Raw genomic sequence first — 26993 nt, forward strand, 5'->3', positions numbered from 1 at the left:
CGGTTGACATCGACGAGGTTCCGCTGCCTAGGGCCTCTGGAGGTGTGGGACGGCGACCGCTGGGTGTCACCCGGCGGAAGCAAGGTTCGCGGCGTGCTGGCCGCGCTGCTCGTACGGGCCGGGCAGAACGTGTCGGTGGACCACCTGGTCCACGAGCTGTGGGGGGACGCGCCCCCCGCTTCGTGCCGGACGTTGGTACGCGGCTACGTCATGTCGTTGCGGCGGCTGCTGGACGACCGCGGGGCCGAGGTCGTCCAGTCCCGCCACGGTGGTTACCGGCTGAACGTCGGGCGCGACGCCGTCGACGCGACCTGTTTCGAGGATCTCTGCGACGAGGGGGTCCGGTTGCGCGCGCGGGGCGACTCGGACGGGGCCTCCCCGCTGCTGCGCCGGGCGCTCTCGCTCTGGCGCGGACCGGTGCTGGCGGATGTGCCAGTGACGCCCTCGACGGCCGCCTACGCCGGCGGGCTCGACGAGCGCAGGCTGGCGGCGCTCGTCTGGCGGATGGAGGACGACCTCGAACGGGGACGGCCGGAGGAGCTCGTGCAGGAGCTCATGGGCCTGGTGGCGGAGCACCCGTACCGGGAGGACCTCGCCGTCCTGCTCGTCCGGGCCCTGCACCTGGCGGGAAGGCGCCCGGAGGCGCTCAAGTTCTTCGCCGACCACCGGCGGCTGCTGCGGGAGGACCTCGGCGTCGATCCCGGACCCGAGCTGTGCGGGGTGCACCAGCAGGTCCTGCTCGACGAGCGCCGCCCGGTGTGGCAGGGGCGGATCCCGGCGCAGACCCCGCCCTGCCTGCCCGACTTCACCGGCCGGGAGAAGGAGATCGAGCACTGGACGGCGGTACTGACCGCGGACGACAGCCGGGCGCTCCGCACGATCGCGATCTCCGGCCGCGCGGGGGTGGGGAAGACCACGCTGGCCGTCCAGCTGGCGCACCGGCTCAGGAGGAACTACCCCGACGGCCAGCTGTACGCCGACTTCACCGGCCAGACCACATCCGGCGCGGTGCTGGGGCAGTTCCTGCGTGCCCTCGGGGTGCCGGGACCCGCCGTCCCCGAACCGCTCACCGAGCGGATCCAGCTCTACCGCAGCCTGCTCGCGGACCGGCGGGTCCTGGTGCTCGCCGACAACGCCGAGGTCGAGGCGCAGGTCAGAGCGGTCCAGCCGGGGGCGGCCGGCTGCGCGGTGCTGGTGACCAGCCGCAAGCGGCTGCTCGGCCTGGAGTCCGCCTACTTCGCGGATCTCGACGTGCTGGAGCCCGGTGCGGCCCTCGACCTGTTCGCCAGGATCGTGACGGCCGGACGGGTCCGGGAGGAGCCCGGCGCCGCGCTGGAGATCGTCGGGCTGTGTGGTCAGCTGCCGCTGGCCGTGCGGATCGCCGGGGCGCGCGCGGCGACGCGACCGGGATGGCGGCTGTCCGCCGTCGCGGAGGAACTCCGTGACGAGACGTCGCGGCTGGACCGGCTGCGGGCCGGTGACCTCGATGTGCGGGCCGCCATCGGCACCTCCTACGCGGGCCTGGACCGGGAGCAGCGCCGGCTGTTCCGGCTGCTCGGGCTGCTCGACGTCCCTGATTTCCCGGCCTGGACCGCCGCCGCGCTGACCGGTGCGCCGGAGCGGGTCGCGGATGACCGGCTACTCTCCCTGGTGGACGCGCGCCTCGTCGACGAGATCGGCCCCGACCTCGGGGGACGGCCGCGGTTCCGGCTGCACGACCTGATCCGGATCTTCGCCCGGCACCGCGCGGAGCGGGAGGACGACGCGGACACCCGGGAGGCGGCCCTGTCCCGGGTGTTCGGCGGGTGGCTGCTGCTCGCCGAGAGGGCCGACGAGCTGCTTCCCGCGCGTACCGTGGCGGCGTTGCGTCCCGCCGCGCCCCGCTGGCGTCCCGCCGCGGCCGAGAGCGCGGTGAGCGACCCGTTCGCCTGGTTCGAGGTGGAACGGCAGGTGCTCGCCGCCCTGGTGCGGCAGTCGGCCGCGACGGGGGAGACGGGGTACGCGTGGGGGCTGGCCGCCGCCGCCCAGACCTTCTACGAGCTGCGCGACGCGTCCGAGGGGATCCGCACGCATCGGCTGGCGCTGGCCGCCTGCCGGGCGGCCGGCGACCGCCTGGGCGAGGCGGTCATCTTGCGCAACCTGGCCGATCTGCACTCCGGTAAGTCCGGAGCGGTGCTTGACGACAAGATCGAGTGGGCTGACGCGTCCCTCCGGATCTTCCGCGAGCTCGGCGAGCCGCGCGGCGTGGCGGACGCGCTGTACCTCTGCGGCGACGCGCACCGGTTGCGGGGGGACTACGAGCGGGCCCTGTCCCGGCTCCAGGAGAGCGTCGAGATCGCCCGGAGCTGCGGCTACCCGCTCGGTGAGCTCCATGTGCTGCAGCAGTTCAGCAGCATCGACAGCGAGCGGGGACGCTACGACGAGGCGCTCGGCCATGCCCGGCAGGCCATGGTGATCGTCGAAGAACTGGCCAGCCCGCGTGACGAGTGCGTGGTGCGCGCCCTGCTCGGCATGATCTGCAAGCGGCTCGGCCGGTTCGACGAGGGGGCCGAACAGCTCCGCCAGGCCGTGGAGGTGGCCCGCTCCTTCGCCGACCCCCTGATGGAGGCGCAGATGCTCGCCCATCTCGGGCAGCTCTACGCCGACCGAGGCCACCCCGACGCCCGCCGGACGCTGGAGCGGGCGCTGGCCGCCAGCTCCGCCTGCCACTACGAGCACGGCCAGGCGGTCGCGCTGCACGGGCTCGGTCTGCTGGAGAGCGAGGAGGGACGGCACGGGCAGAGCGTCACCCGCCTGCTCGCCGCCGCGGATCTGTGGGAGCGGCTGCAGAACGCCTACGGCAGGGCGCGCACCCTCGGGGCGCTCGGCGAGGTCTACGCGCGGGGCGGCGACCTCGCCGCCGCCCGCCGCACCCTGGCGGAGGCCCGCCGGGAGTACCGGCAGTTGGACAACGAGGCCGAGGCCGCCCGCCTGGACGTGCTGTCGCGGTCGCTCGGGGATCCGTCGGACGGCCGGTGAGCCCGCCGGGTCACCGGGGGAGGTTCCTCGTGGCCCCGCCCGATCCCGCCGGGCCGAGCTTCCCCGTCGCCGAGGCGGCCACGTTCGTTTCGCTGGTCCCGTGGCCGCTCGGCTCGCCGGGGCTGGTCGTCCACAGCGACGACGCCCCCTACTGCACGGCCGAGGCCGCCCGGCGGCCGGTGGCCGGCTGGGAGGTGCCCGCCCTGAGCGTCGGCTGGGCAGGGTGTGTCAACGCGGCCAGCGGGCTCGGCGCGTGGGACGCCGGGCGGACCCTACTCACCGCGTTCGCCGCAGGCGTGGTCACGCGGCGATGACCCCGCCGCGCGCCGCCGCCAGAGCCGCCGCGGCGGCGCGGTCGGCGGCGTCGTCGTCGAGGGGTTCCCCGGTGTTGAGCAGGGCGTAGTACAGGGGGGCGGAGACGGCGGCGATCACCCGGCGCGGGTCGGTGCCGGGAGGCAGGTCGCCGCGCTCGATCGCGTCGGTGACGCAGCCGGCCCATTCGTCGATGCGAACGGCGTAGAAGCGGTGCAGCGCCGCCGCGGCCTGCTCGTCGCAGAGGGAGGCGGCGATCAGCGCCTTGAACAGGCGCCCCTGGCGCGGGTCGGTGAGGGTCTTGACGACCAGGCGGGCGTTGTCGCGCAGGTCCCACTCCACGTCGCCGTGGCGGGAGCGGGGCAGGGACGAGTCGGCCATCTGTTCCAGCAGGTCGGCGGCGAGCGCGCCGGGCGAGCCCCAGCGGCGGTAGACGGTGGTCTTGCCCACCCCCGCGAGGCGGGCGACCTCGCCGAGGTCGAGCCCATAGAAGCCCTTCTCGGCCAGGGTGTCGCCGGCGGCCTGGAGGACGGCCTCGCGGATGCGGGCGGTGCGTCCCCCCGGGCGGACGGCGCCGGGTGGCGGCTGGGCGGTCATGGCGGGCTCCTTCGCTAATCGGAACCACAGTTCCTTTAAGGCGGTGTCTGGTGCTACCGTTCTCTCATCTTAACGGAACTCCCGACCCGTTTATGGAGGAGACCTCGCTATGTCCGCCACGAAACCCCTACCGGCCACCTCGGCCCCCGTAGCGCCGCCCCACGGCCTGACCGCCCGCCAGCGTGTCATCCTCGCGGTGCTCCTGGTCGCCCAGTTCACGCTGGCCGTCGACTTCTCGATCCTCAACGTCGCCCTGCCCGCCATCGGCGAGAATCTCGGCTTCTCCCTGGCGAACCTGCAGTGGATCGCCACCGCCTTCGCCCTGTGCGCGGCCGGGTTCACCCTCTTCTTCGGCCGCATCGGCGACCTGATCGGCCGCAAACGCATCTTCCTCGCCAGCCTCGCACTCCTCGGCGCGGCCTCGCTCGCCGGCGGGCTCGCCCCCAACCCCGAGCTCCTCATCGTCGCCCGGATCGCCCAGGGCATCGCGACCGCCGCCGCCACCCCCGCCGGGCTCGCCCTGCTCACCACGTCCTTCCCCGAAGGGCCGCTGCGGCGCAAGGCCCTGGGGCTCAACGGCGCCCTCATGTCCGCCGGGTTCACCGCCGGGGCCGTGCTCGGCGGGGTCCTGACCGACCTGCTCTCCTGGCGCTGGGCGTTCTTCCTCAACGTGCCCGTCGCCCTCGCCGTGCTCCTCGTCGCACCCGCCGTCATCGCCGAGTCCCGCCCCGCCGTACGCCCCCGGATCGACCTGCCCGGCGCGCTGACCGTGACCCTCGGCCTGCTCGGCGTCGTCTACGGCCTCACGCAGGCCGGCGAGCACGGCTGGACCCACCCGCTCGCCGTCGCGGGCCTGCTGGCCGGCGCGATCCTGCTGGCCGTCTTCCTCCTCGTCGAGCGCAAGGCCGCCCAGCCCCTGGTGCCGCTGCACGTACTGAGGAAGCGCACCGTGGCCTGGGGCAACCTGCTCGGCCTGCTCGCCTTCGTCACCGAGACGTCCCTGGTGTACCTGCTCACCCTCTACCTGCAGAAGACCCTCGGCTTCTCCGCGCTCGCCGCGGGACTGTCCTTCGGCGTCCTGGGGGCGGGGACCGTCGCCGGAGGTCTGCTCGCCCCGAAGGCGATCGCCCGCACCTCCACCGTGACCGTGCTGGTCGGCGGCGGGCTGCTGCAGACGGTCAGCACCGCTGTCCTGCTCTTCCTGGGCGGCACCCCGGCCTCGATGGGGCTGCTGCTGCCCGCCACCTTCCTCGGCGGCGTCGGCAACATGCTGGTCATCGTCGGCTTCATGGTCACCGCCACCACCGGCCTGCCCGACCGCCGGCAGGGCCTGGCCACCGGGCTGGCCTCGATGTCCCAGCAGGTCGGCATCACCATGGGCACCCCGATCATGTCCGCGATCGTCACCGCGACGACGGGCGGTGTCGTGACCGCGGGAGCCGTCCTGCACGGCGTCACCGTCGCCATCGCGGCCAACGCCGCCCTCGTCCTGCTCGGCGTCCTCATCGCGGTGCTCTTCCTGCGCGACCGCGCGCACGCCTGACCGCCCTCTCACCCTTGTCACGGAGCACATCATGGATCTTCGGCTCACCGGCGCGGTGATTCTCGTGACCGGCGCGACCAGCGGCATCGGCCTGGCCACCGCCCAGGTACTGGCCGCCGAGGGAGCTCGCGTCGTGGCCTTGGCGCGCGGCGGCTCCGCCACCTCCGCGCTGCCGCCCGGCACGCTGCTCATCCGCGCCGACCTCGCCGACCCGGCCACCCCGGCACGGGCCGTCACCCAGATCATGGACCGGTACAGCAGGCTGGACGGCCTGGTCAACAACGCCGCCGCGCTGACCTCCCGCGACTCCTTCGCCGCCATCGACGACGACCAGTGGCACACCACCTTCGAGCTCAACCTGCACGCGGCCGTCAGGACGGCCCGGGCCGTGCTGCCGACCCTGGAGAGCAATCCGGCGGGAGGCGCCATCGTCCACGTCGCCAGCGAGGCAGCCCGCCTGCCGGACGCCTCCATCGCCGACTACGCCGCGTCCAAGGCGGCGCTGCTGTCGGTATCGAAGTCCCTGGCCGTTGCCTACGGCCCGGCCGGGATCCGCTCCAACATCGTCTCCCCCGGCCCCACCCGCACCGCGCTGTTCGACGCGCCCGGCGGCTTCGCCGATCAGCTCGCCCGGCGGTTCGAGCTGCCGCCGGACGAGGCCGTCGACCACTTCGTCCGGATCGAACGGCGGCTGCCCACCGGACGCATCGGCACCCCGCAGGAGGTGGCCGGCGTCATCGCCTATCTGTTGTCGCCCCTGGCGGCGCAGGTCACCGGAGCGGAGTGGGCCATCGACGGCGGCGCTCTGCGTCAGCTGTGAACGCGGCGATGGAGCCCGTGACCTCCGGCGAGGGATGGTCCGGGTGAGGTCTTTGATCCAGATCATCGCGGCGTGAAGGTGGAGGCCGACGAGGTGGCTCTCAGAGGTCCTGTCGTAGCGGATGGCGATGCCTCTCCAGGCCTTCAGCCTGTTGATCAGGCGCTCGACGATGTTCCGCTCCTTGTAGAGATCGGCGTCGTACTGGAAACCGTGGACGAGGTCAGCCGCGGGCGCGGTTGACGGCGGTGGAGACCGCCAGCGGGATGGCCAGCAGACCCAGCAGGGTGAGCTGGGTCGTCCTCGCTCCCAGACCTCTGCATTCCGTGGGGTCCACACCGAACCAGGGGACCAGCGTCCCGATGGGCGGGCCACAGCTCCCGATCGGCCACAGGGCCAGCGCCAGGATCAGCGCGAAGAGCAGGACCAGCCATTGCTGCGCGATGGGGGACTCCAGTTCGGGCTCGAAGCGGCGGCGCCACTGGCCGTAGGCCCAGAAGTAGGCCGCGAGCGCGAGCAGGCTGAAGATCGTCGGGGGTTCCCCGTCCAGCACGAAATGCGCCGTGGCCAGCGTCACCAGGGCGGCGGTGAACCACCAGGCGAAATGCCAGGGCACCGTCCACGGGCCGATCCGTGCCCACCCGGCCCCCTTCTCACCGTTCTCGATCCCGTTTCCCATGGGGACGAGCATGATCCGAGCCGCTTGTGGGCGGGTTGGAGCCGGCTGGGACGGCGAACAGGTCGCCTGGCCGACGGCCCCGCCGAGACCCGAGCATCGCTTGGTGTGCTCCGTCGGAGCTCTAAGCCGATGCCAAAGCGCGTACAAGTCGATGCCAAGAGCGCTGTCCAACTATGCCCTTGACGAGGAGAAAACCGGCGGGAAGGCGTTTTCCCAGATCAGGGCTCTTCTCGTGGGGGCCGGCGTCATTCTTTCACGAAAAAGTCACCGGGAGAAACGAGAGGCAGCACGTACGGATCGGTGCGCAGCGGTCCCATTCGAAACCGAGACTCACTCCGACCATGAACTCAAATGGGCGCCCGAGCCGTCAGACGACCGGCTTTACCGGCCGTGCCCCGCCCCTCGAACGTGCCAGGCATCGCGGCCCGGCCCCTTCCGGAGTGTGGCGGACAGGACACTCGCGACCCATGCCACCGGGTAGCCGTCACGCACAGAAGCGAAGAGGACCAACGTGAGTGTTCATGCATTCGACATGCTGTGCCGCGCCGTGGAGGAAACGGACGCGGGCCGCACCGACATCGCCCGGCGCTGGCTGGACAAGCTACGCGGCCTGATCACCCCCGAGAAGGTGGGCGACGACTTCCTCTACCTGCTCTACCACGACGCCTTGGCCCGCCGGCTCGGCACTCACCAGGATGAGCGGGACAATCTGTATCTGTGCCGTTTCGAGCGGCCGCAAATCGAGTTGTTCGACCTGGTGGCCGAACACCTGCCGGTGGTGACTCTGGCCGGTCGTATCGGCGGCGCGCTGCTCGCCGACCACCTCGCCGGGCGGGAGACGGCCACCCTGCTGTCGGTGGGCATCGGCTCGGGAGGCCAGGAGGCGGCGGTGCTCGCCGCCCTCGCGAGCCGCGGCCAGGCACCCGGGCGGTTGACGGTGATCGGGGTGGACCCCGCGGTGGGCAGCCTCCACCAGGCCGAACGGTCCATCCGCGACACCGGTGTCCCACTGGACTTCCATCATGTGCCCCGCTTCGCCGAGCAGATGACCGACGAGGACTGGGACCTGGTGCGCCGGGCACCACGCCCGCTGGTCATGAACGCCGCGTTCGCGCTGCACCACCTACGGGACAGCGCGTCCGGCGCCGACGAGCGGAACACGTTCCTGGCGAAACTGCGCGATGCGGAGCCGGACGGCGTAGTGCTGTGCGAGCCGGACTCCGATCACCATCGGGTGGCACTGCCCGAGCGGTTCCACAACTCGTGGCGGCACTTCCACGCCGTCTTCCGGCTGATAGACGCGCTGGACGTCTCGGCCGACGACCGTAACGCGATGAAGCTGTTCTTCCGGCGGGAGGTGGCCGACATCGTCGGCACGGCGGACGACGAGGAACGCTACGAACGTCACGAGCGGGCCGAGACATGGCTCGCGCGACTGCGCGAGGCCGGGTTCCGGCCGATGGCCGCGTCCGCGGAGGCGGTGTCGGAACCGATCCCGCCCGCTTTCGTCCGCCGGGATCCGGACAGCGTCCGCATCGGATTCGACGGCGAGTCGCTCCTGGCCGTCATCCACGCGGTGCCCGCGCACGGGTAGGCGACGGCCGACCGGCACGGGCCGGCAGGTCCGTGCCGGTCGCGGGCGACTCGCGGCCTATCCCTTGATGGCGCCGATGATGACCCCCTTGGTGAAGTGGCGCTGGACGAACGGGTAGACGAAGAGCACCGGCAGCAGGGCGATGACGACGATGGCCATCTGGATGGCCAGGCTCGGCGGCAGGCTCTGGCCGGGAAGGGTGCCGACACCGCTCTGGCCGACGATCAGGGACTGGCCCTGGAGGACGTACTGCCGCAGCACCACCTGCAGTGGCCACTTGGCGTTGTCGTTGAGGTAGAGGACGGCGTTGAAGAACGAGTTCCAGTAGCCGACCGCGTAGAACAGGCCGATGACCGCCGTGACGCCCTTGGACATGGGCAGCACGATGGTGCGCAGGATGCGGAACTCGTTCGCGCCGTCGATGCGGGCGCTGTCGGTCACCTCGTCCGGGATGTTCATGAAGAACGCCCGCATCACCACCAGGTTGAACGCGGTGACCGCGCCGGGCAGGATCAGCGACCAGTACGTGTCGATCAGTCCCAGCGAGCTGACCAGCAGGTAGTTGGGGATCATCCCGGGGCCGAACAGGAAGGTCAGCAGCACCAGGAAGAGCATCGGCCGGTGCAGCAGCGAGCCGGGCCGGGACAGCCCGTAGGCGGCCAGCACGGTGACGGTCAGGCTGATCGCGGTGCCGACCAGGGTCACGCCGAGGCTGACCAGGACCGACCGGGTCACCACGCCGCCTGCGAACAGCTCCTGGTACGCGGCGAAGGAGAGCCCGCTCGGCACGGTGACCAGGCCACCCGCCTCGGTCACCGCCTCCTGGGTGGACAGGCTGGTCAGCACGACCATGTAGATCGGGAACAGTACGCCCACCGTGATGAGCGTCAGCAGGAGTCCCTTGAGGAGCGCGCCGACGCGGCTGGGCCGCTCGGCCCAGGGGGGAAGAGTCGTCATGATCGTTTGTAGATTCCCTGCTCGCCGAATCGATGGGCGACCCTGTTGGCGATCAGGATCAGCACCAGCCCCACCAGGCCCTTCACCAGACCGGCCGCGGCGCCGTAGCTCCACTCGCCGGTGAGCAGCGTGCGCCAGTACACGAAGGTGTCCAGCACCTCGGCGGCGTCCCTGCCGACCGCGTCGCGCTGCAGGAAGAACTGCTCGAAGCCGACGTTCAGCGCCTCGCCGAGGCGCAGGATCAGCAGCAGCACGATGACCGGGCGCAGGCCGGGCAGGGTGATGTGCCAGAGCCGCCGCCAGCGGCTCGCGCCGTCGACGGCGGCGGCCTCGTAGAGGTTCTGGTTGATGGCCGCCAGCGCGGCCAGGAAGATGATCGTCCCCCAGCCGGCGTCCTTCCAGACCGTCTCGGCGGTCACCAGCACGATGAACGTGTCCGGATTCGTCATGAGATCGAAGCCGCTGTAGCCGTGGTCGCGCAGCGTCTGTGAGAGCAGGCCCGCGCCGCCGAACATCTGCTGGAACAGCGTGACCACCAGCACCCACGAGAAGAAGTGCGGCATGTAGACGATGCCCTGGATGAACAGGCGCAGCCGGGGCCGCACCACGCTGTCCAGCAGCACGGCCAGCAGGATCGGCACCGGGAAGTAGAAGACCAGCTGGAACGCGGTGATCGTCAGGGTGTTGAGCGTCGCGTCCCAGAAGCTCTCGTCGAACATCAGCCACTGGAAGTTGGCGAACCCCACCCACGGGCTGTCGGCGATGCCCACGTACGGCGAGTAGTCCTGGAACGCGATCACGTTGCCGAGCAGCGGGACATAGTGGAACACGATGAGCAGCCCGATCGCGGGCAGTGCCATCAGCAGCAGCTGCCAGTCACGTTTCAGTCGCGATCCGAAGGGTTGCGGGCGCGCCCGGCTTGTCGTGGAGCCCCTCTTGCGGACATCCTTGGAGGTGCCGGTGCCGGCGGGTGAGGTCAGGTCACCCGCCGGCCCGGTCTTCGCGTGGTCGCTAAGCACGGCCGTTGTCCCGCAGGACCTTCAGGTAGAAGTCGCGGGCCTCGTCCCCGCCGTCCCGCCGCCACTCCGCGGCGATCTGCTTGGCGTCGCTCACCGGGCGACGGCCGCGCATGATGTCGGTGAACTTGTCCTCGGTGGGAACCTGCAGCCCGGAGAACTTCGACGGCCGCTGGATCCTGATCCCGTCGAACGGGCCCTTCTCGATGTGGGGGAAGGTCGCGTTCTGCCACTCCACGTTGAGCTTGACCGCGTCGGGGTAGGGCCAGTCCACATACAGCGGGCGCCCGCCGAGGAAGCCGTAGGTGTAGGCGACCTCCTTGCGGCCGAGGTCGTTCGTCTCCGGGATGCCGTTCGCGCCCCGGGTGAAGTGCTTGCCCTCCACGCCGAAGTTGGCGAGCTCGTACTCCTTGGTCCCGAACGGCGCCGCGCACCAGTTGAGGATGGCGAGGATCTCCTCCACCTGCTCCTTGGGCAGCCCCTTCTTGACGAAGGTGAAGATGCCCGCCGCGGTGCCGTGGTACATCAGCGGCGTGCCGCCGTCGTGGGCGAAGACCGGGAAGACGCCCAGGCTGAAGTCGGGGTTCTTGCCCCGGTGCTGCTGCAGCAGCTCCTTCCAGCCGCCCAGCCCGTCGCGGTAGACGAGGATCTGCCCGGCCCCCATCAGCTCTTTCTCGTTGGCGCCCTTGCTGCCGACCACGCTCGGGTGGACCAGCTCCTCCTTGAAGACCTTCCGCATGAACTCCAGCATCAGCTCGAACTCGGGGGTCTCGTACTTGTGGACGAGCTTGCCGCCCTCGTACCGCCAGTCCTGCGGGATCCTGAAGGTCGGCCACATCATCTCGTGGATGCTGCCGAACGCCCAGCGCTTGGCCTTGGGGTCGGTGATCTCCTTGCCGAGTTGGAACAGCTCGTCGGCGGTCTTGGGGTTGGTGTTCCAGCCGTTCTTGTCGAACAGGTCCTTGCGGTAGAGCAGCGCGAAGGGGTACGGCTCGGTCGGGAACGGCACCGCCATGAGCTTGTTGTTCCAGACCGACCACTGCCAGGCGGCGGTCGGCAGGTTGGCCAGCAGCGGGTAGGGCGCGACCTTGTCACCCTGCAGGTAGGGGGTGAGGTCCTCGAACGCCTTGTCGACGGCGGTGTTGAAGTCCGCCATCTTGTCGATCTCCCAACTCGGGATGACCATGATCTCCGGGATGTCCCCCGCGGCGAGCCTGGCGATCGCCTTGTCGCCGTAGACGTTACCGTCGGTGATCTGGAACTCCACGGTGGCGCCGATGTCGGCGTTGACCGCCTGGAAGTAGGAGTTGCTCGCCAGGCCGGGCGGCGGTGGGCCCCAGAGCGGGGTCATGGCCTTGTAGGTGCCGCCCTTGCCGGCCTTCTGGGTGAGCGCCGCGGTGGGGGCGGCCGGGTAGGAGGTGAAGCCGCCGCTGACGTCGGGGACCCCGGGCAGCGTGGAGACCGTGCCCGGAAGGTCGGGCTTGACACCGGGGAAGGCGGTGTAGGTGGGGGTGAGGGACGTCAGCTTGTCCGCCGCGGCGGCCGTGGCGCCTCCGCTGCCCGGCCGGGGGCCGCTGGGCGCGGAACACGCGGCCAGCAGGCCGCCGCCGGCGACCGCGGCCGCGCTGAGCCCCACCAGGCCGAGGAAGCCTCGACGGCTGGTCATCGCGCCCTGGGGAAGATCTTTCACGGGGCGCTCCCTTCATTGGTTCGAGACGGATCGGGGGGTGTCGTGGAGCATGGCTCCGGGGTAGAATTAGTTCGTCTTTCGACCAAACAAATTAGTCGAGGGTGACCGTCGCCACAAGGGACCGCCGATCGCGGGCCGCCGGGGGGCGGTCACAGATTGGTGAACGATGGGGCATGATGGGGCCAGCCTGGCCGAGCGGGAGCGGGACTCACCTTGATCACATCTACGACTGACCCGCGTCCGGCCGACTTCGCCGACGTGCGGGCCACCAACCTGGCCGTGGTGCTGAGGTTCGTGCGCGAGCACGCGCCGTGCTCGCGGGCCGACATCGCGGCATCCACCGGGTTGAACAAGGCGACCGTGTCGAGCCTGGTCGCCGACCTGATCGACCGCCGCCTGGTCAGGGAGACCGGCCTGACGGAGAACCGCGTCGGCCGCCCGGCCACGATGCTGGTGCTCGACGGCTCGCCGTACGCGGCGATCGGCATCGAGATCAACGTCGACTACGTCACCGCGGTCGCGGTGGACCTGTCGGGGGAGCGGCTGCTCTCCTGGCGGAGGTCCTTTCCCGGCGCCGCGGGCACGGTGGGGCAGGCGATGGCCACCGTCGCCGGGATCGTCCGCCGGGTGGTGAGCCGGATGACCAAACAGGAGCGCCAGGTCCTGGGGCTGACCGTGGGCGTACCCGGACTGATCGGCACCGACGGCACGGTGCGCATCGCGCCCAACCTCGGCTGGCGCGACGCCGACCTCTGCGGCGACCTCACCAAGGCGCTGCGCGACCCGGGTTTCCCGGTCCAGGTCGACAACGACGCCAACCTGGCGGCCCTGGCCGAGCACCGCTTCGGCCCGCATGCCGGGACGGCCAACCTGGTCTACCTCACCGGCGAGATCGGGGTCGGGGCCGGGATCATCCTCGACGGCCGGCTGCGCAGGGGAGGCCAGGGCTACGGCGGCGAGATCGGCCACATCCAGCTCGACCCGCTCGGCGCCGAGTGCCGGTGCGGGCGCCTGGGCTGCCTGGAGGCCGTCGCCGGGATCGGCGCCGTGCTGGAACACGCCACGATCTCGCCCGCCGAGGTCGAGCTCGAACTCGACGAGGTGGTACGGCTGGCCCGCGGGGGCGACCCGGGCACGCTCGGGGTCCTCGACACCGTGGGCCGCAACCTCGGCAAGGGCGTGGCGGTGCTGGCCAACCTGCTCAACCCCGAGGTGGTCATCCTGGGCGGTTACTACGTACCGCTCGCGCCGTGGCTGCTGCCCGCGGTGGAGACCGAGACGCGGGGGCGTACGATCGCGCCGGACGCCGGGGGCTGCCGGGTCGTCGCCTCCACGCTCGGTTATGGCGCGGCGGCGCTGGGTGGTGCCGCCCGAGTGCTCGACTCGGTGGATTCGGGCCGTTTGCCGCGAATCTCTTGACCTGGGCCGCACGGGAGTGCACCCTTCAGGGAAGCTCCGCTCGAAACACGCGCGTAACGCACGGGTGACGACCGGAGTTTTCCCGGACCGATTATCGAAGCGCTTCGACAGAGGCGTTCTTCCAGGACAGAAATCGAAGCGCTTCGACGCTCTCAAAGGGATGGTCCCCGATGAACGAACCGTTCCGTGACCCGGAACTCCCCCTCGCGCAGCGGATCGCGGACCTGCGGAGCAGGCTCACGCTGGAGGAGAAGGTCGGGCTGCTGCACCAGTACCAGCAGCCGGTGGAGCGGCTCGGGGTCGGTCCCTTCCGCACCGGCACCGAGGCGCTGCACGGCCTGGCCTGGCTCGGTCCCGCGACGGTGTTCCCCCAGGCGATCGGACTGGCCAGCACCTGGGATCCGGACCTGGTGCGGCGGGTCGGCGAGGCCACCAGCGACGAGGTGCTGGCCTTCCACCACAAGGACCCGGCGGGGGCCGGGCTCAACGTCTGGGCGCCGGTGGTCAACCCGCTGCGCGACCCCCGCTGGGGCCGCAACGAGGAGGGCTACTCCGAGGACCCGTGGCTGACCGGTGTGATGGCGACGGCGTACGCCTCCGGCCTTCGTGGGAGCGATCCCACGGTGCTGAAGACCGCCCCCACCCTCAAGCACTTCCTCGGCTACAACAACGAGACCGACCGCTGCGTCACCTCCAGCAACCTGCCGCCCCGGGTGCTGCGCGAGTACGAGCTCCCGGCCTACCGGTCCGCGCTGGCCGACGGCGCCGCGGTCGCCGTGATGCCCTCCTACAACCTGGTCAACGGCCGCCCGGCCCACCTCAGCCCGCTGATCGGCGAGGTGCTGCGAGCCTGGGCGCCCGACGACCTCCTCGTGGTCAGCGACGCCTACGCGCCCGCCAACCTCACCGGCCTGCAGGCCTACTACGACGACCTTCCCGAGGCCTACGCGCACGCGATCAGGGCGGGGCTCGACAGTTTCACCCAGGACGACGAGCGGAGCGAGGCCACCCTCGGGCACATCCACGCCGCGCTGGAGCGCGGCCTGCTCACCGAGGCCGACATCGACCTCGCGGTACGGCACACGCTCTCCATCCGCTTCCGGCTGGGCGAGTTCGACCCCGCCACCCCGTACGACGACATCACCGAGGCGGTGGTCAACTGCCCCGAGCACCAGGAACTGGCCCGCGAGGCCGCCCGGCGCTCGATCGTGCTGCTGCGCAACGACGGGATCCTGCCGCTGACCTCGGTGCGCAGGATCGCGGTCATCGGCCAGCTCGGCGACACCCTCATGGAGGACTGGTACTCGGGGACGCTCCCCTACGCGGTCACCGCCCGCGCCGGGCTCGCCGAGCGCTGCGAGACCGTCTTCTGCGAGGCGGTGGACCGGATCACGATCTCGGTGGACGGCGGCCACGTCGTCGCCGACCTCGACGGCGGGCCGCTCGGCGTCGGCGCCGAGCCCGGCCTGTTCGACCTGTTCGACTGGGGCGGCGGCTGCTACGCCCTGCGGGCCGTGGCGACCGGGCGCCACCTGTCGGTCGGCGACGACGGCGTGCTGGTCAACGACCAGCCGGGACCCAACGGCTGGGAGGTGCGCCAGACCTTCCGCACCGAGGAGCGCCCGCGCGGCACGCTGGCGCTCAGGCACATCTCCACGGGCCGCTACGTCGCGCTGGACGGCGAGGTCTTCCGCCTGGTCGACGATGCCGACGCCGCCGCCTGGCTCACCGTGGAGCGGGTGGCCGGCGGCGCCGAGGCCGCCGCCGCGCTCGCCGCGACCGCGGACGTGGCCGTGGTGGTCGTCGGGGACCATCCGCTGGTCAACGGCAGGGAGACCGAGGACCGCCTGGACCTGGCGCTGCCCGCCGCGCAGCAGGCGGTGGTCGAGGCGGTGCGCGCGGCCAACCCGAGGACCGTCATGGTGATCAGCAGTGGCTACCCGGTGACCTGGGACGGCGACGACCCGCCCGCGGTGCTGTGGTCCTCGCACGGCGGCCAGGAGTACGGGCACGCACTGGCCGAGGTGCTGTTCGGCGACGCCGACCCCGAGGGGCGGCTCACCCAGACCTGGTACGACTCCGCGTGCGAGCTTCCCGACCTGCTCGACTACGACATCATCGCCACCGACGCGACCTACCAGTACTTCCGGGGCACCCCGCTCTACCCCTTCGGCCACGGCCTCAGCTACACCACCTTCGACTACACCGACCTGGCCGTCTCGGTGCGGGACGGCCGGCTCAGCGCCTCGGCCACCGTCACCAACATCGGTGCCCGAGCCGGGGTGGAGGTCGTCCAGATCTACACCCGTCAGCGGAACTCCCGGGTCAAGCAGGCGCTGCGCCGCCTGCGGGGCTTCGTCAAGGTACGGCTCGCCCCCGGCGAGAGCACCCGGGTCGACTGGGACCTCGACGTTCGGGAACTGGCCTTCTGGGACGTCACCGGGGGCCGGTTCGTCGTCGAGGACGCGTCCCACAAGATCATGATCGGAGGCTCCGCGCGCGACATCCGGCTCTGCGCCTCCTTCCACGTCGACGGCGAGCGCATCCCGCCGCGCGACGCCTTCGCGGGCCCGATCGCCGCGGTGGACCACGACGAGTACGACTCGGTGGCGTTCGTGGACGCGGCCAGGATCTCCGGCGACGCCGTGCGGTCCACCGCCGAGGGGGCGTGGATCGTGTTCCGCTCGGTCGACCTGGGGGAGGGGGCCGCCTCCTGCTCGGTCAGCGCCACCAGCGCCGAGGGCGGTGTGATCACCCTGCGCCTGGACGACCCCCTCTACGGCCCCGTGATCGGTGACCTCCCCGTCCCCCGCGCCGGCCGCCATGACCTCACCGAGGTGCGCGCCGGGCTTGCGGAGCAGGGGGGAGTCCACGATCTTTATGTGGTGTTCGAGAACATCGGGATCACCGTGGCCGCCCTGAGCTTCTGCGAGACCGCATGAGTGAGCGGGCGGTGACCATCAGCGAGGTCGCCAGGCACGCGGGAGTGGCGGTCAGCACCGTGTCGTACGTGCTCAGCGGGAAGCGGGCGATCTCGGCCGACACCCGGCGCAGGGTGCTCGACAGCGTGCGGGTCCTCGGATACCACCCCAATGCCGGGGCGAGGGCGCTGGCCAGCAAGCGGGCCAACGTCATCGCGCTGGTGCTGCCCCTGCGGGTGGGGATGCACGTCCCGGTGCTGATGCAGTTCGCCACCTCGGTGGTCACCGCCGCGCGGCAGTACGACCACGACGTGCTGCTGCTGACCGCCGACGAGGGGTCGGACGGGCTGCGCAGGGCGGCGGCGAGCGCGCTGGTCGACGGGCTGGTCCTGATGGACGTGGAGCTGCACGACAGCCGGGTGCCGCTGCTCAAGGATCTCGCCGAGCCCAGCGTGCTGATCGGTTTCCCCGCCGACTCGGCCGGGCTGACCTGCGTCGACCTCGACTTCGCGAGGGCGGGTGCGCTCTGCGTGGAGCACCTGGCCGAGCGCGGGCACACCGAGGTCGCGCTGCTCGGCGCGCCCTCGGTCGTCTACGACCGGGGCACCGGTTTCGCCCGCCGCACCCGGGAGGGCTTCACGGCGGCCGTGGCCGACACCGGCCTGAAGGGGGTGGCCCTGTCCTGTGAGGAGAACTTCGACCAGGTGTCCACCGTGATCGCCGAGCTTCTGGACACCAGGCCGGGCCTGTCCGGGCTGGTCGTGCACAACGAGGCCGCGGTCAACCACGTGCTGGGAGCGCTGCGCCAGCACGGCAGGCGGGTGCCCGACGACGTCGCCGTGGTGGCGATCTGCCCGGACGACATCGCGGAACGCTCCAGTCCGCCGCTGACCTCGGTGCTGATCCCGGCCGAGGAGGTGGGCCGCCAGGCGGTCCGGCTGCTCATGGACAAGCTCGAGGGCCACGCCGTCCCCGAGGACACCCTGCTCCAGCCGCGGCTCACCGTGCGCGACAGCACCTGAGGGCCTCTGTACGGCGGGATGACATCATTCGGAGCCCGGCGACGGGCTCCGATGACACCGAAGGGCGCGCTCCCCCGAAGGGGAAGCGCGCCCGGCGTCGTTCTACTCGTCGTCCTGCCGCGGTGGGGCTACCAGTCGCCCCCGCCGAAGTCTCCGCCGCCGAAGTCGCCTCCGCCGCCGAAGTCCCCCCAGCCTCCGCCGCCGAAGTCGCCGCCACCGCCGAAGTCGGTGCCGCTGTCGGCGACCCCCTGCTCGTAGCCGGCTCCGTAGCTACCGTAGCCGCCGCCGAATCCGCCGCTCAGCATGCTGCCCATCATGGTGCCGACGAGCATGCCGGTCATGACATCGCCGAAGCCGCCGTAGTAGCCGTAGGCGTAGGGCTGGTAGGCCGGTCCCGCGTCGTAGTACGGGCGGCGCTGGCCGTTGACCATGACCTCGCGGGTCTGCGGCTCGAAGCCGCGCTCGACGGCCTCCGCGTCGGCCGCGCAGGCGGGTACGTCGCGCAGCGCGCCGCCGGGCGGGGCCCAGCGCACGTCGCGGACGGAGGGCCCGTGCTGCGGGTTGAAGAAGCACGGGGAGCGCCGCTCGGGCAGCGGCTGGTTGTTCACGCGCGCCTTCACGCAGGCGAGGGCGTAGCGGCCCTCCTCCAGCGCGGTGGTCACGCCGCGGAGCTCGTCGGGGCGGTTGACCGCCGCGAGCTCCACCTTGGCCCGCTCGTAGGAGTCCAGGGCGCGCTGCCAGTCCTGCAGGTGGTCGGCGCCGTTGCCGAGCAGCTTGACGTCGGTGTCGAGGTCGGTGATCTCCTCGCCGAACTTGGTGACGTCCTCGTCCACGGTCTGCTTGACCGCGGCCAGCTCGGCGGCCTCACGGATCTCGCGCTCCTTCTTCTTCTTGCGGGAGTAGAAGAAGATGCCCGCGCCACCGGCCGCGGCCAGCACCAGGATGCCGACCAGCACGCCCGCACTGGAGCCGCTGCTGGAGGAGCTGGAGCTGGAGGAGCCGGCGGGGGCACCGCCGCCGATCCCCGCGTCGTCCGCCAGCTTGGTGAAGTTGATCACGCTGTCGGTCGGGCTGTTGGCCTTGGCCCGCCCGAGCAGCTCGTCGACGTCGACGCCCTTGATGTTCGTGACGCCGAACGGGGTCCTGCCGCTCATCACCAGGACCGTCGACTTGGGGCCGACGCTCTTCAGGAGCGAGCTCAGCAGGGTCCTCGCCTGGGACTGGCTGGTGATCGAGTTCTCGGGGAGCAACGCCACGTAGACGGAGGAAGTCTTTTCCGCCGCGTCGCGCATGGCGTTGACGGCGTTGGCGGGCAGGTTCGCCGCGGGATCGGCGTAGAAGCGGTCCCCGTCCTTCAGCTCCGAGGCGATCGCACTGGGGTCTGGCGCCGCGGCGTGGGCCGCCGGGGCGAGCATGAAAACGGCCAGCAGCCCGGCGAACAGTGCCATGAGCATGGCACCGAAACGGCCTGGCGCGGTTCTAATCGTGGTCACGGCAGAAAGCCTCCTTCGTCCTGAAGACGAATGAGTGGACGTCAGAGTTCCTACATCCCGACCGTATCCTTTTCCGAACCGGGTCAGGCGTCTACCGGGGCATCCGTGTGTGATCGTCGCGCCACGGCCCGCGTGGACCCGCGCACCCGAAAGCTCGGGCGAGCGTGGCCGGGGCCTTCGGGGGCACCCCCGGGAGCCTGGCCCCGGCGCGATGTCCGTGGATCTCCACCGGATCCCCGGGCGCCGGTGAACGTGGGCGTACACCGCGCCGGGCGGGAACTCAGACGTCCTTGATCTCGCAGATCGTGGCACCCGAGGTGACGGTCTGGCCGACCTGTGCCGCCAGTCCGGTGATGGTGCCGGCCTTGTGCGCGGCGAGCGGCTGCTCCATCTTCATCGCCTCCAGCACGACGATCGTGTCACCGGCCGCGACGGTGTCGCCGTCGGCGGCGACGACCTTGACGATCGTGCCCTGCATCGGGCTGACCAGCGAGTCGCCGCTCGCGGCCTTCTTGGCCACCCCGCCGCCGCCGCGGCGCGGTGCCTTCGACGCCGCGCCGCCCGAGCCGGGATTCCCGGCGGCGAACCCCGCGGGGAGCACCACCTCCAGCCGCTTGCCGGCCACCTCGACGGTGATCCGCTGCCGCTCGCCCGGCTCCTCGGCCTCGCCGTGCTCTCCCGCGTGCGGCGCGATCGTGTTGTCGAACTCGGTCTCGATCCACCGGGTGTGCACCGAGAAGGGCGCGCCGGTGAACGCGGGATCGGACACCACGGCACGGTGGAAGGGCAGCACGGTCGGCATGCCGTCGATCTCGAACTCGGCCAGCGCCCGGCGCGAGCGCTCCAGGGCCTGCCTCCTGTCGGCTCCGGTCACGATCAGCTTGGCGACCAGGGAGTCGAAGGACTGCGGGACGGTCATGCCGGTCTCGTAGCCGGAGTCCAGGCGCACCCCGGGACCGGAGGGGGCGCTCATCCGCGTGATCGTGCCGGGGGCGGGCAGGAAGCCGCGCCCGGCGTCCTCGGCGTTGATCCGGAACTCGATCGAGTGGCCGCGCAGCACGGGGTCGCCGTAGCCCAGCTCCTCGCCGTCGGCGACGCGGAACATCTCGCGTACCAGGTCGACGCCGGCGACCTCCTCGGTCACCGGGTGCTCGACCTGCAGCCGGGTGTTGACCTCCAGGAAGGAGATCGTGCCGTCCTGGCCCACCAGGAACTCGCAGGTACCGGCCCCGACGTAGCCCGCCTCGCGCAGGATCGCCTTGGAACTGGTGTAGAGCAGGTCGAGCTGCTCGGGGGTCAGGAAGGGGGCGGGCGCCTCCTCGACCAGTTTCTGGTGGCGGCGCTGCAGCGAGCAGTCACGGGTGGACACCACGACCACGTTGCCGTGGGTGTCGGCCAGGCACTGGGTCTCCACGTGCCGGGGACGGTCCAGGTAGCGCTCGACGAAGCACTCGCCCCTGCCGAACGCGGTGACCGCCTCGCGGACCGCGCTGTCGTACAGCTCGGGGATCTCCTCCGCGGTGCGCGCCACCTTCAGCCCGCGCCCGCCGCCTCCGTAGGCGGCCTTGATCGCGATCGGCAGGCCGTGCTCGGCGGCGAAGGCGACGACCTCCTCGCTCCCGGAGACCGGATCCTTGGTGCCGGCCACGAGCGGCGCGCCGACCTTCTGCGCGATGTGGCGGGCCTGCACCTTGTCGCCGAGCGCGATGATCGCGGCCGGCGGCGGGCCGATCCAGGTCAGGCCGGCGTCGATGACCGCCTGGGCGAAGTCGGCGTTCTCGGCCAGGAAGCCGTAGCCGGGGTGTACGGCGTCCGCCCCGGTCTCCGCGGCGACCCGCAGCAGCTTGGTGATGTCGAGATAGGTCTCCGCGGGCGTCTGGCCACCAAGGGCGTGCGCCTCGTCCGCGACCCGGACATGGAGTGCGTCCAGGTCCTGGTCGGAGTAGACGGCGACACTGGCCAACCCGGAGTCCTTGCACGCGCGGGCGATTCGAACCGCGATCTCACCACGGTTGGCGATCAAGACCTTATGCACCGACGTCGTTCCCTTCAGACGTGCGAACAGGGGGCTGGCGGGCCTCCAACGGAGTGTAAGCGGCGCCTGATGGCGGAGCGGAGGGGGGTCCTACCTGCCCAGGTACGCGCCGCCGTTGACGTGCAGGACCTGCCCGGTCACGTGGCGCGCCTCGGCGGAGGCGACGAACCGCACGGTCTCGGCGACGTCGTCCGGGGTCCCGGCCCTGCCGTTCCTGGTGCCCTCGACCCTGCGGCGCACCCCCTCCTCGGTGAGACGGCCCCGGAAGAACTCGGTGTCCACGATCAGGCCGGGGGAGACCACGTTGGCGGTGACGCCCCGCGGCCCCAGCTCGGCGGCCAGGTCGGCGGTCCACGCCTCCACGGCCGCCTTGGCCGCGCCGTACGAGCCGGAACCGGTGCCCCTGGCCGCGATGGAACCGATCGTGATGATCCGGCCGCCCTCGGCGAGGCGCGGGATGAGCGCGCTGGTGACCAGTACGGCCGACATCAGGTTGGCGTTGAGGTTGGCCCACCAGCCCTCCGCCACGTCCATCAGGTCGTCGCCGGACGGCACGCGGTCCAGGTTGGTGTTCCCGCCCGCGTTGTTGACCAGCACGTCCACCCGCGCGGGCAGCCGCTCCAGCGCCTCGCCCACCGCCACGGGGTTGGCCGCGTTGAACGCCACGTACGAGACGCCCAGCCGGCCGGCCGCCTCCTTGAGCACCTGCTCGCGCCGCCCGGTGACGGTCACCCGGTCGCCCTGCGCGGCGAACGCCGCCGCGATGGCGTAGCCGATTCCGGTGCCTCCGCCCGTCACCACAATCTCACGCACTGCCCATATCTCCTTGAATCACTAAAAATCAAGACAATGAAGAACGTTAGTCTCTCAGCGGTGAAGGGAACGTCCATAGCCGCTCGGTATATCCCGGATACCCCTGTGATCCGTACGCCTATCGTGATTTCGTTTGGTGACCAACCCCCGACACCGATCCGAAGGAGACTGGCATGAGCCAGAACTTGCTCGGCGGCAACCCCGCGGAAATGCAGCAGATGGCCACCCAGTTCACCCAGCAGGCCGACCAGGTCAGAGCGACCGTGGCCGCTCTTGACAGGGAGGCGGCGAAGGTCGGAACCGCCTGGACGGGGCCCGGCGCCCAGCGTTTCAGCGAGGCCTGGCAGAACTATCGCGCCGCTTTCCAGCGCATGTCCGAGGAGCTCGGCGAGGCTTCTCGGGTGATCAACACCTACCGCGGCAATATCGAGTCCGCCACGCGATAGGAAACGGCCCGCCGAAATGCCCCGGTTCTTGAAGGACCGGGGCATTCTCATGTGACGGCCGCCTGGATGGGGGTCACCGAGCCCAGGGTCACCAGCAGGCCGCGCCCCGGGGGGCCGCCGACCGCGCCGCGGGGCAGCCGGACCGTGAACAGATCGCCGTCGGCGGGGCTCTGGACCGAGAGCAGCAGGCCGGTGCGCCCCTTGCGGGTCTCGGCCGCGAAACCTCGGTAGGCGGTGGTCAGGTCGCCCGTGGTACCACCGATGATCATGCCGTGCTCGCCGTCCCTGCCGCTCCGGAGCACCTGTTCGAGCGCGGTGCCCAGGGGAGAGTCCGGGGAGATCAGCTCGGCGTCGTCGACGATCACGACATAACGGTCCTGCCCCGCGACGGCCTCGTGCAGGTCACCGTTCGCGTCCAGCACGGCCAGCACGCCGGGGGTGTCCACCAGCGTGCACAGCGGGCTGCGCCGGGGAGTCACCAGGACCGTGGGGGTGCCCTGGGAGAGCAGGGAGTGGGTGGCGGTCAGCAGTGCCGTGGACCTGCCGGACCTGGGCGGCCCCGCGACGACCGCGCCGGGGCCGTGGGCCAGCAGGTCGACGCCGAGCGGGGCCAGCGAGTCGCCCCCGGCGCCGAACAGCGCCCACAGCGGCGACGGCGGCCGGAAGGAGGGCACCAGATCCAGGACCTGCGCCGCGGTGACGCGCATCGGCAGCGCGTCCACCCGCAGCGGCGGGTCGGCGGTGATCTCCGGCGCCGACCGGGCCAGCGCCTGGAGCGCGGCGACCTGTGCCGGTCCCGAGGGGTCGTCGCAGAGCAGCGCTATCTGGCTCTCGGTCGTGCCGTACTCGCCGGTGGACAGTGCGCGGCCCGGCGCGAGGGTCGTGGGCAGGTCCTTGACCGGCAACCCGGCCAGGCCGTAGTCGGACGGGTCGGCCAGCCGCAGGATCAGCCGGTCGTCGAAGACCGTGGAGATCTGCCCGAGCAGCACGGACCTGTCACCGGTCACCACGGCCCGCAGCCCGACCGCGGGTCCCTCCCGCAGCAGCTGCATCAGCGAATCGATCAGCCGCCCGTAGTCGTAGCCCTCGAACGCGGCGACGAATCCCTCCCACCGGTCGAGCATCAGGACCAGCCACGGCAGCCGGGGGCCGTCCGTGCCGGCGCGCAGCTCGGCCAGCGAGGCGTACCCGGCCTCGGCGAGGAGTTGCTGGCGCCGCCCCACCTCCGCGCGGAGCCTGGCCAGCAGCCGCTCCACCCGGTCGAGCTGGTCGCGCGTCACCACGGCGCCGCAGTGCGGCATCGCCATCAGGGGCAGCAGCGCCCCCGAGCCGCAGTCGATCGCGTGCACGTGCACGTCGTCGGGGGAGGTCCGGCCGGCGATCGCCCCCGCGAGCGTGCGCAGCGCCGTGGACCGCCCGCTCCGCGAGGCGCCCGCGATGAGCAGGTGCCCCCCGCCCGCGAGGTCGAGCGCCAGTGCCCGCCGGTCCTGCGCCCAGGGCATGTCGGTGACCCCGAAGGCCAGCGGCGGCACCTCCTCGGCCCCCGCCCGGTAGGGCAGGCCGGTGGACGGTGTGGAGAGGCCGGGGACGACCGTGAGCTCGGGGAGCGGTTCGAGCCAGGGGCTCGGCTGCTCCGCGACTCCGGCGACGCGGGCCGCCTCGACGAGGGCGTCGGCGAGTACGGACAGGTCGGTGACGTGGCCTCCCTCGGCCCCCGCGCGCGCCGGCCTGGGGCGGCCCAGAGCCTGCCAGCCCACCTCCGTCACCCGCACCCTGGCCTCGCCGCCCGAGACACCGGGGCTCCGTCCGCCGATCCGCGCGGTCTGCACCGCCGTCGCCGCGCCCGCGCCCGACTTCACATAGCACCGGCCGGGAGCGGACTTGGGGATGTACGAGGCGTCCGGGCGGTCGATGACGTCGGCGGACTCGGTGGCCTCGGTGACCCGCAGCGCGATCCGCAGGGACGTGTTGGCCTGGATGTCGGCGGTCACCACACCGCCGGGGCGCTGGGTGGCGAGAATGAGGTGGATGCCGAGCGAGCGCCCCCGCCTGGCGATGTCGACCAGCCCGGTCATGAAGTCGGGCAGCTCGCTGACCATGGCCGCGAACTCGTCGATGACCAGCACCAGCCGGGGCAGCGGGGCCGGAGGCTCGGCGCGCCCGCGCAGCGGCCTGACCGGCGCGCCGCTCCCGGCGACGAGCAGGTCCCGGGAGGCACGGGCCGTGCGGGCGTCGCGCAGCTCGTGGTAGTCCTCGATGTCCTTCGCTCCCACGGCCAGCAGCAGGCGCTCACGGCGGCGGATCTCGGCGGCCAGGGAGGCCAGGGCCCGCTGGGTCAGGTGGCCGTCGAGGTCGCTGACCATGCCCACCGTGTGCGGCAGCCGCACGCACTCCTTGAACGCGGCGCCGCCCTTGTAGTCGATCAGCACGAACGTCATCTCGTCCGGCCTGTTGGCCACCGCCAGCGAGCAGATCAGGGTCTGCAGCAGCTCCGACTTGCCCGCGCCGGTGGTGCCCGCGATGAGCGCGTGCGGTCCGTCCCTGCGCAGGTCGACCGAGAACGGCCCCTCGGGGCCCACCCCCACCACGGCCTCGGTCGCCCGGCCCCAGCGCTCGGCCAGGGCCGCACCGGAGACCGACGGCAGCTCCAGCAGGTCGAGCAGCCGCGCGGAGCCCGGCAGGGCGAGGCCGGCGTCGTCGCGGCTGACGTCGCGGATCGGCGCCAGCGAGCGGGCCAGCCGGTCGCACCAGGCGGCTGTCACCTGGTCGGCCAGGATCTCGCCGAGGTCGTCCAGGCCACCGCCGCGCAGCCGCACGGTGCCGTCGGTCTCCATGGCGGCGACGGTGGCGCACTCCTCGGGCAGCAGCCGCTGGTCGCCGTCCACCGCCAGGGTGTAGACGCCCGCGCGGGGTCCCTGGCGCAGCACCTGGGGCATGCCCGGCAGCGCGCGCAGCACCTGCGCGCCGTCGAGCACCACCAGCACGTCGTAGGGGCGTTCGTCGTAGACGGGGGCGGCGCACGGCTGTTCGGACCCGCCGCCCCCGCCCAGGTCGCCCCAGCCGGCCGGTACGCGGCCGAGCCTGGCCGAGGACCCCGCGGCGGCGTCGTCGCCGAGGCGCTCGTCGATCAGCGCGGCCAGCTCGCTCACCCTGCGGGCCGCGGCCTCGGGGTCGGCGCCGACCAGGGCCACGCAGTCCTGGCCGCCGCGCGGGGCGCAGTGCGGCAGCCACCGTACCCAGCTCCACCGCTCCTCGCTGTCGCCGTGCGCGGAGAGCACGACGATCGCCAGGTCGCGCGGGCTGTGCAGGGCGGCGGCCTGGCCGACCAGCCAGCGCGCCAGCCCGGCCGTCGTCTCCCTGGGTCCGGTCAGACCGGCGACGCCCAGGCGGCGCATGGCGAGCGCCACCGGCACCGCCTGGCAGGTGGGCGGGGCGGGCATCGGGGTGTCGGCCGGCGCGGAGCGCTCGGGGGTGAACTCCAGGTCGGCGGCCAGGTCGGCGAGGCCGACCCGGAGCCGCAGCGCGTCGGGGTCGTGGTCGCGCCGCTCCCAGAGCCGCCGCCGGGGGCCCGTCACGGTGAGCAGCACCTCGGCGGGGTCGGGCGCGGCGGCGCGGCGGGCGGTCTCGTCGTCGGCGCGGGCGCGCTCCACGGTCGCCTCGAAGACCTTCAGCCGCTCCCGGTACTCCTTGAGTTGCCGGCGGTACTGCTTGCGGCCGTGCCGCCGGTCGCTCCACCACTGGCCGATCATGATCAGCGGTGTCATCAGCGCGAACAGCAGGAAGTACCAGGTCTGCAGTGCCCAGGCCATGCCGAGTCCCAGCGCCGCGGGCAGGAAGGCGGTCAGCAGCTGCAGCCGCATGGTCTCGGCCCGCCTGGGCTCGGCCGGCACCTCGAAACGCCGCGCGCCGCCCGGCGGGCGGAACCTGGGCGGCCGGTTGTAGGCCAGGCCGCCGTCCGGCTGTGCGTCCAGGTGCGCGTCGGGCGGCTCCACCGCCTTGAGGGTCAGCACGCTGCCGCCGCAGCTCAGCAGGGCGTGCTCGGGCCAGGGCAGCGGACCTTCCAGCCGCTCGCGGTCGAGCAGGGCCCCGGCCCCGCCCCCGGGGTTCCCCGGCTCCCCCGGCTCCACGGTGATGGCGTCCGGGGTGAGCCGCACCACGGCGGCCAGCGCGGGCAGCCGGGGGTCGGACACGGCCACCGAGCAGGCGGGGTCGGAGCCGATGGTGTGCACGCCCAGGCTGAGGCGGTGCACCGACCCGGCGGCGGGCCCGCCGATCACCCGGATCTCCACGATCCCGCCGGGCTCCTCGGCGAGGGTGGCCAGGGCGAGCGAGCGGTCGAGGGTGACCAGGTCGCCGTCGCGGAGCAGGCCGAGCGCGGGAGCGTCGGGGTCGAGGGGGCGTCCGTCCAGCCAGAGCGCCGGGGGCTCGGCCCCGGCCGCGTCACGGCCCAGCCCGTACGGGGCCTTGCTGCGCGTCAGCCGCACCACGTTGCTCGGACGCTCGCCGCCCTGGCCCGCGAGTGACTCGGCGAGCCGTGCCACCGTGGTCGTCTCGTCGCCCTCGACCACGACATCGCGGTCGGCGTGCTCGCTGAGCACGGTGAGCATGATCCGCATCGACG

18 protein-coding genes and 1 pseudogene are annotated in these 26993 nt (G+C 72.0%); 9 read left to right on the forward strand and 10 right to left on the reverse strand.

Features of this window, described 5'->3' with window-relative positions; genetic code table 11:
- The first annotated feature begins 3 nt into the window (after nucleotides 1-3).
- Complete coding sequence (locus AB0K21_RS02355; protein ID WP_364147167.1) at nucleotides 4-3018, forward strand: BTAD domain-containing putative transcriptional regulator; 3015 nt, start codon at nucleotides 4-6, stop codon at nucleotides 3016-3018.
- Nucleotides 3015-3332: an alpha/beta hydrolase gene (locus tag AB0K21_RS02360; RefSeq protein ID WP_364147170.1), complete on the forward strand. Its 318-nt coding sequence runs from the start codon at nucleotides 3015-3017 to the stop codon at nucleotides 3330-3332. The genes AB0K21_RS02355 and AB0K21_RS02360 overlap by 4 nt, the downstream gene beginning before the upstream one ends.
- On the opposite strand, the gene AB0K21_RS02365 is transcribed toward AB0K21_RS02360, so the two are convergent.
- Complete coding sequence (locus AB0K21_RS02365) at nucleotides 3319-3927, reverse strand: TetR/AcrR family transcriptional regulator (protein WP_364147173.1); 609 nt, start codon at nucleotides 3925-3927, stop codon at nucleotides 3319-3321. The genes AB0K21_RS02360 and AB0K21_RS02365 overlap by 14 nt on opposite strands.
- A 109-nt stretch (nucleotides 3928-4036) precedes the next feature.
- Between AB0K21_RS02365 and AB0K21_RS02370 the strand changes: the two genes are divergently transcribed.
- Entirely contained in the window at nucleotides 4037-5470 is a 1434-nt protein-coding gene (locus AB0K21_RS02370) for an MFS transporter (protein WP_364147176.1), read from the forward strand.
- A gap of 31 nt (nucleotides 5471-5501) precedes the next feature.
- A complete protein-coding gene (locus AB0K21_RS02375; RefSeq protein ID WP_364147179.1) occupies nucleotides 5502-6290 on the forward strand; it encodes an SDR family oxidoreductase in 789 nt (262 codons plus the stop codon).
- Nucleotides 6291-6326: 36 nt separating this feature from the next.
- Here AB0K21_RS02375 and AB0K21_RS02380 read toward each other — a convergent pair.
- Together AB0K21_RS02380 and AB0K21_RS02385 are read right to left on the reverse strand one after the other, a co-directional pair.
- Nucleotides 6327-6491: pseudogene (locus AB0K21_RS02380) on the reverse strand (IS5/IS1182 family transposase); the annotation flags it as partial.
- Between the two features lie 19 nt (nucleotides 6492-6510).
- Nucleotides 6511-6966 (reverse strand): hypothetical protein, encoded by a 456-nt coding sequence (locus AB0K21_RS02385; RefSeq protein ID WP_364147182.1) that lies wholly within the window; start codon nucleotides 6964-6966, stop codon nucleotides 6511-6513.
- A gap of 511 nt (nucleotides 6967-7477) precedes the next feature.
- On the opposite strand from AB0K21_RS02385, the gene AB0K21_RS02390 reads away from it, so the two are divergent.
- Nucleotides 7478-8560: a GRAS family protein gene (locus tag AB0K21_RS02390; RefSeq protein WP_364147185.1), complete on the forward strand. Its 1083-nt coding sequence runs from the start codon at nucleotides 7478-7480 to the stop codon at nucleotides 8558-8560.
- A gap of 57 nt (nucleotides 8561-8617) precedes the next feature.
- Here the strand turns inward: AB0K21_RS02390 and AB0K21_RS02395 are convergent, their stop codons facing one another.
- Genes AB0K21_RS02395 through AB0K21_RS02405 form a run of 3 tightly spaced genes read right to left on the reverse strand, consistent with a single transcriptional unit; the run spans nucleotide 8618 to nucleotide 12223 of the window.
- Nucleotides 8618-9517 (reverse strand): carbohydrate ABC transporter permease, encoded by a 900-nt coding sequence (locus tag AB0K21_RS02395; RefSeq protein ID WP_343975379.1) that lies wholly within the window; start codon nucleotides 9515-9517, stop codon nucleotides 8618-8620.
- Entirely contained in the window at nucleotides 9514-10536 is a 1023-nt protein-coding gene (locus AB0K21_RS02400) for an ABC transporter permease subunit (RefSeq protein ID WP_343975382.1), read from the reverse strand. Before AB0K21_RS02400 ends, AB0K21_RS02395 begins: the two co-directional genes overlap by 4 nt.
- On the reverse strand, nucleotides 10529-12223 hold the full coding sequence (locus AB0K21_RS02405; protein ID WP_364147190.1) for an extracellular solute-binding protein: 1695 nt from the start codon (nucleotides 12221-12223) through the stop codon (nucleotides 10529-10531). Before AB0K21_RS02405 ends, AB0K21_RS02400 begins: the two co-directional genes overlap by 8 nt.
- Nucleotides 12224-12436: 213 nt before the next feature.
- Here AB0K21_RS02405 and AB0K21_RS02410 point away from each other — a divergent pair, with 213 nt between their 5' ends.
- From AB0K21_RS02410 to AB0K21_RS02420, 3 genes are all read left to right on the forward strand, one after another.
- Complete coding sequence (locus AB0K21_RS02410; RefSeq protein WP_343975388.1) at nucleotides 12437-13642, forward strand: ROK family transcriptional regulator; 1206 nt, start codon at nucleotides 12437-12439, stop codon at nucleotides 13640-13642.
- Nucleotides 13643-13812: 170 nt separating this feature from the next.
- Nucleotides 13813-16584, forward strand: a complete 2772-nt coding sequence (locus AB0K21_RS02415; RefSeq protein ID WP_364147194.1) for a glycoside hydrolase family 3 C-terminal domain-containing protein — start codon at nucleotides 13813-13815, stop codon at nucleotides 16582-16584.
- Nucleotides 16581-17585 (forward strand): LacI family DNA-binding transcriptional regulator, encoded by a 1005-nt coding sequence (locus AB0K21_RS02420; protein ID WP_343975394.1) that lies wholly within the window; start codon nucleotides 16581-16583, stop codon nucleotides 17583-17585. The genes AB0K21_RS02415 and AB0K21_RS02420 overlap by 4 nt, the downstream gene beginning before the upstream one ends.
- A 128-nt stretch (nucleotides 17586-17713) precedes the next feature.
- Here AB0K21_RS02420 and AB0K21_RS02425 read toward each other — a convergent pair whose 3' ends face one another.
- From AB0K21_RS02425 to AB0K21_RS02435, 3 genes are all read right to left on the reverse strand, one after another.
- Nucleotides 17714-19078, reverse strand: a complete 1365-nt coding sequence (locus AB0K21_RS02425) for a hypothetical protein (protein ID WP_343975397.1) — start codon at nucleotides 19076-19078, stop codon at nucleotides 17714-17716.
- 280 nt (nucleotides 19079-19358) lie between these two features.
- Nucleotides 19359-21113, reverse strand: a complete 1755-nt coding sequence (locus AB0K21_RS02430; RefSeq protein WP_343975400.1) for a biotin carboxylase N-terminal domain-containing protein — start codon at nucleotides 21111-21113, stop codon at nucleotides 19359-19361.
- A gap of 90 nt (nucleotides 21114-21203) precedes the next feature.
- Entirely contained in the window at nucleotides 21204-21926 is a 723-nt protein-coding gene (locus AB0K21_RS02435; RefSeq protein WP_364147199.1) for an SDR family oxidoreductase, read from the reverse strand.
- Between the two features lie 173 nt (nucleotides 21927-22099).
- Here AB0K21_RS02435 and AB0K21_RS02440 point away from each other — a divergent pair, with 173 nt between their 5' ends.
- Nucleotides 22100-22372 (forward strand): WXG100 family type VII secretion target, encoded by a 273-nt coding sequence (locus tag AB0K21_RS02440; protein WP_030907662.1) that lies wholly within the window; start codon nucleotides 22100-22102, stop codon nucleotides 22370-22372.
- 47 nt (nucleotides 22373-22419) lie between these two features.
- Here the strand turns inward: AB0K21_RS02440 and AB0K21_RS02445 are convergent, their stop codons facing one another.
- Complete coding sequence (locus AB0K21_RS02445; protein ID WP_364147202.1) at nucleotides 22420-26988, reverse strand: FtsK/SpoIIIE domain-containing protein; 4569 nt, start codon at nucleotides 26986-26988, stop codon at nucleotides 22420-22422.
- Nucleotides 26989-26993: the final 5 nt, after the last annotated feature.

It is taken from the genome of Streptosporangium sp. NPDC049248, from assembly GCF_040678965.1.
Taxonomy (GTDB): Bacteria; Actinomycetota; Actinomycetes; order Streptosporangiales; family Streptosporangiaceae; genus Streptosporangium; species Streptosporangium fukuiense.

What these genes read in the sequence shown, in the direction of transcription:
- AB0K21_RS02365 (WP_364147173.1), bottom strand. Translation starts at nt 3,927, where the DNA reads ATGACCGCCCAGCCGCCACCCGGCGCCGTCCGCCCGGGGGGACGCACC.
- AB0K21_RS02370 (WP_364147176.1), top strand. Translation starts at nt 4,037, where the DNA reads ATGTCCGCCACGAAACCCCTACCGGCCACCTCGGCCCCCGTAGCGCCG.
- AB0K21_RS02375 (WP_364147179.1), top strand. Translation starts at nt 5,502, where the DNA reads ATGGATCTTCGGCTCACCGGCGCGGTGATTCTCGTGACCGGCGCGACC.
- AB0K21_RS02385 (WP_364147182.1), bottom strand. Translation starts at nt 6,966, where the DNA reads ATGGGAAACGGGATCGAGAACGGTGAGAAGGGGGCCGGGTGGGCACGG.
- AB0K21_RS02395 (WP_343975379.1), bottom strand. Translation starts at nt 9,517, where the DNA reads ATGACGACTCTTCCCCCCTGGGCCGAGCGGCCCAGCCGCGTCGGCGCG.
- AB0K21_RS02415 (WP_364147194.1), top strand. Translation starts at nt 13,813, where the DNA reads ATGAACGAACCGTTCCGTGACCCGGAACTCCCCCTCGCGCAGCGGATC.
- AB0K21_RS02420 (WP_343975394.1), top strand. Translation starts at nt 16,581, where the DNA reads ATGAGTGAGCGGGCGGTGACCATCAGCGAGGTCGCCAGGCACGCGGGA.
- AB0K21_RS02440 (WP_030907662.1), top strand. Translation starts at nt 22,100, where the DNA reads ATGAGCCAGAACTTGCTCGGCGGCAACCCCGCGGAAATGCAGCAGATG.
- AB0K21_RS02445 (WP_364147202.1), bottom strand. Translation starts at nt 26,988, where the DNA reads ATGCGGATCATGCTCACCGTGCTCAGCGAGCACGCCGACCGCGATGTC.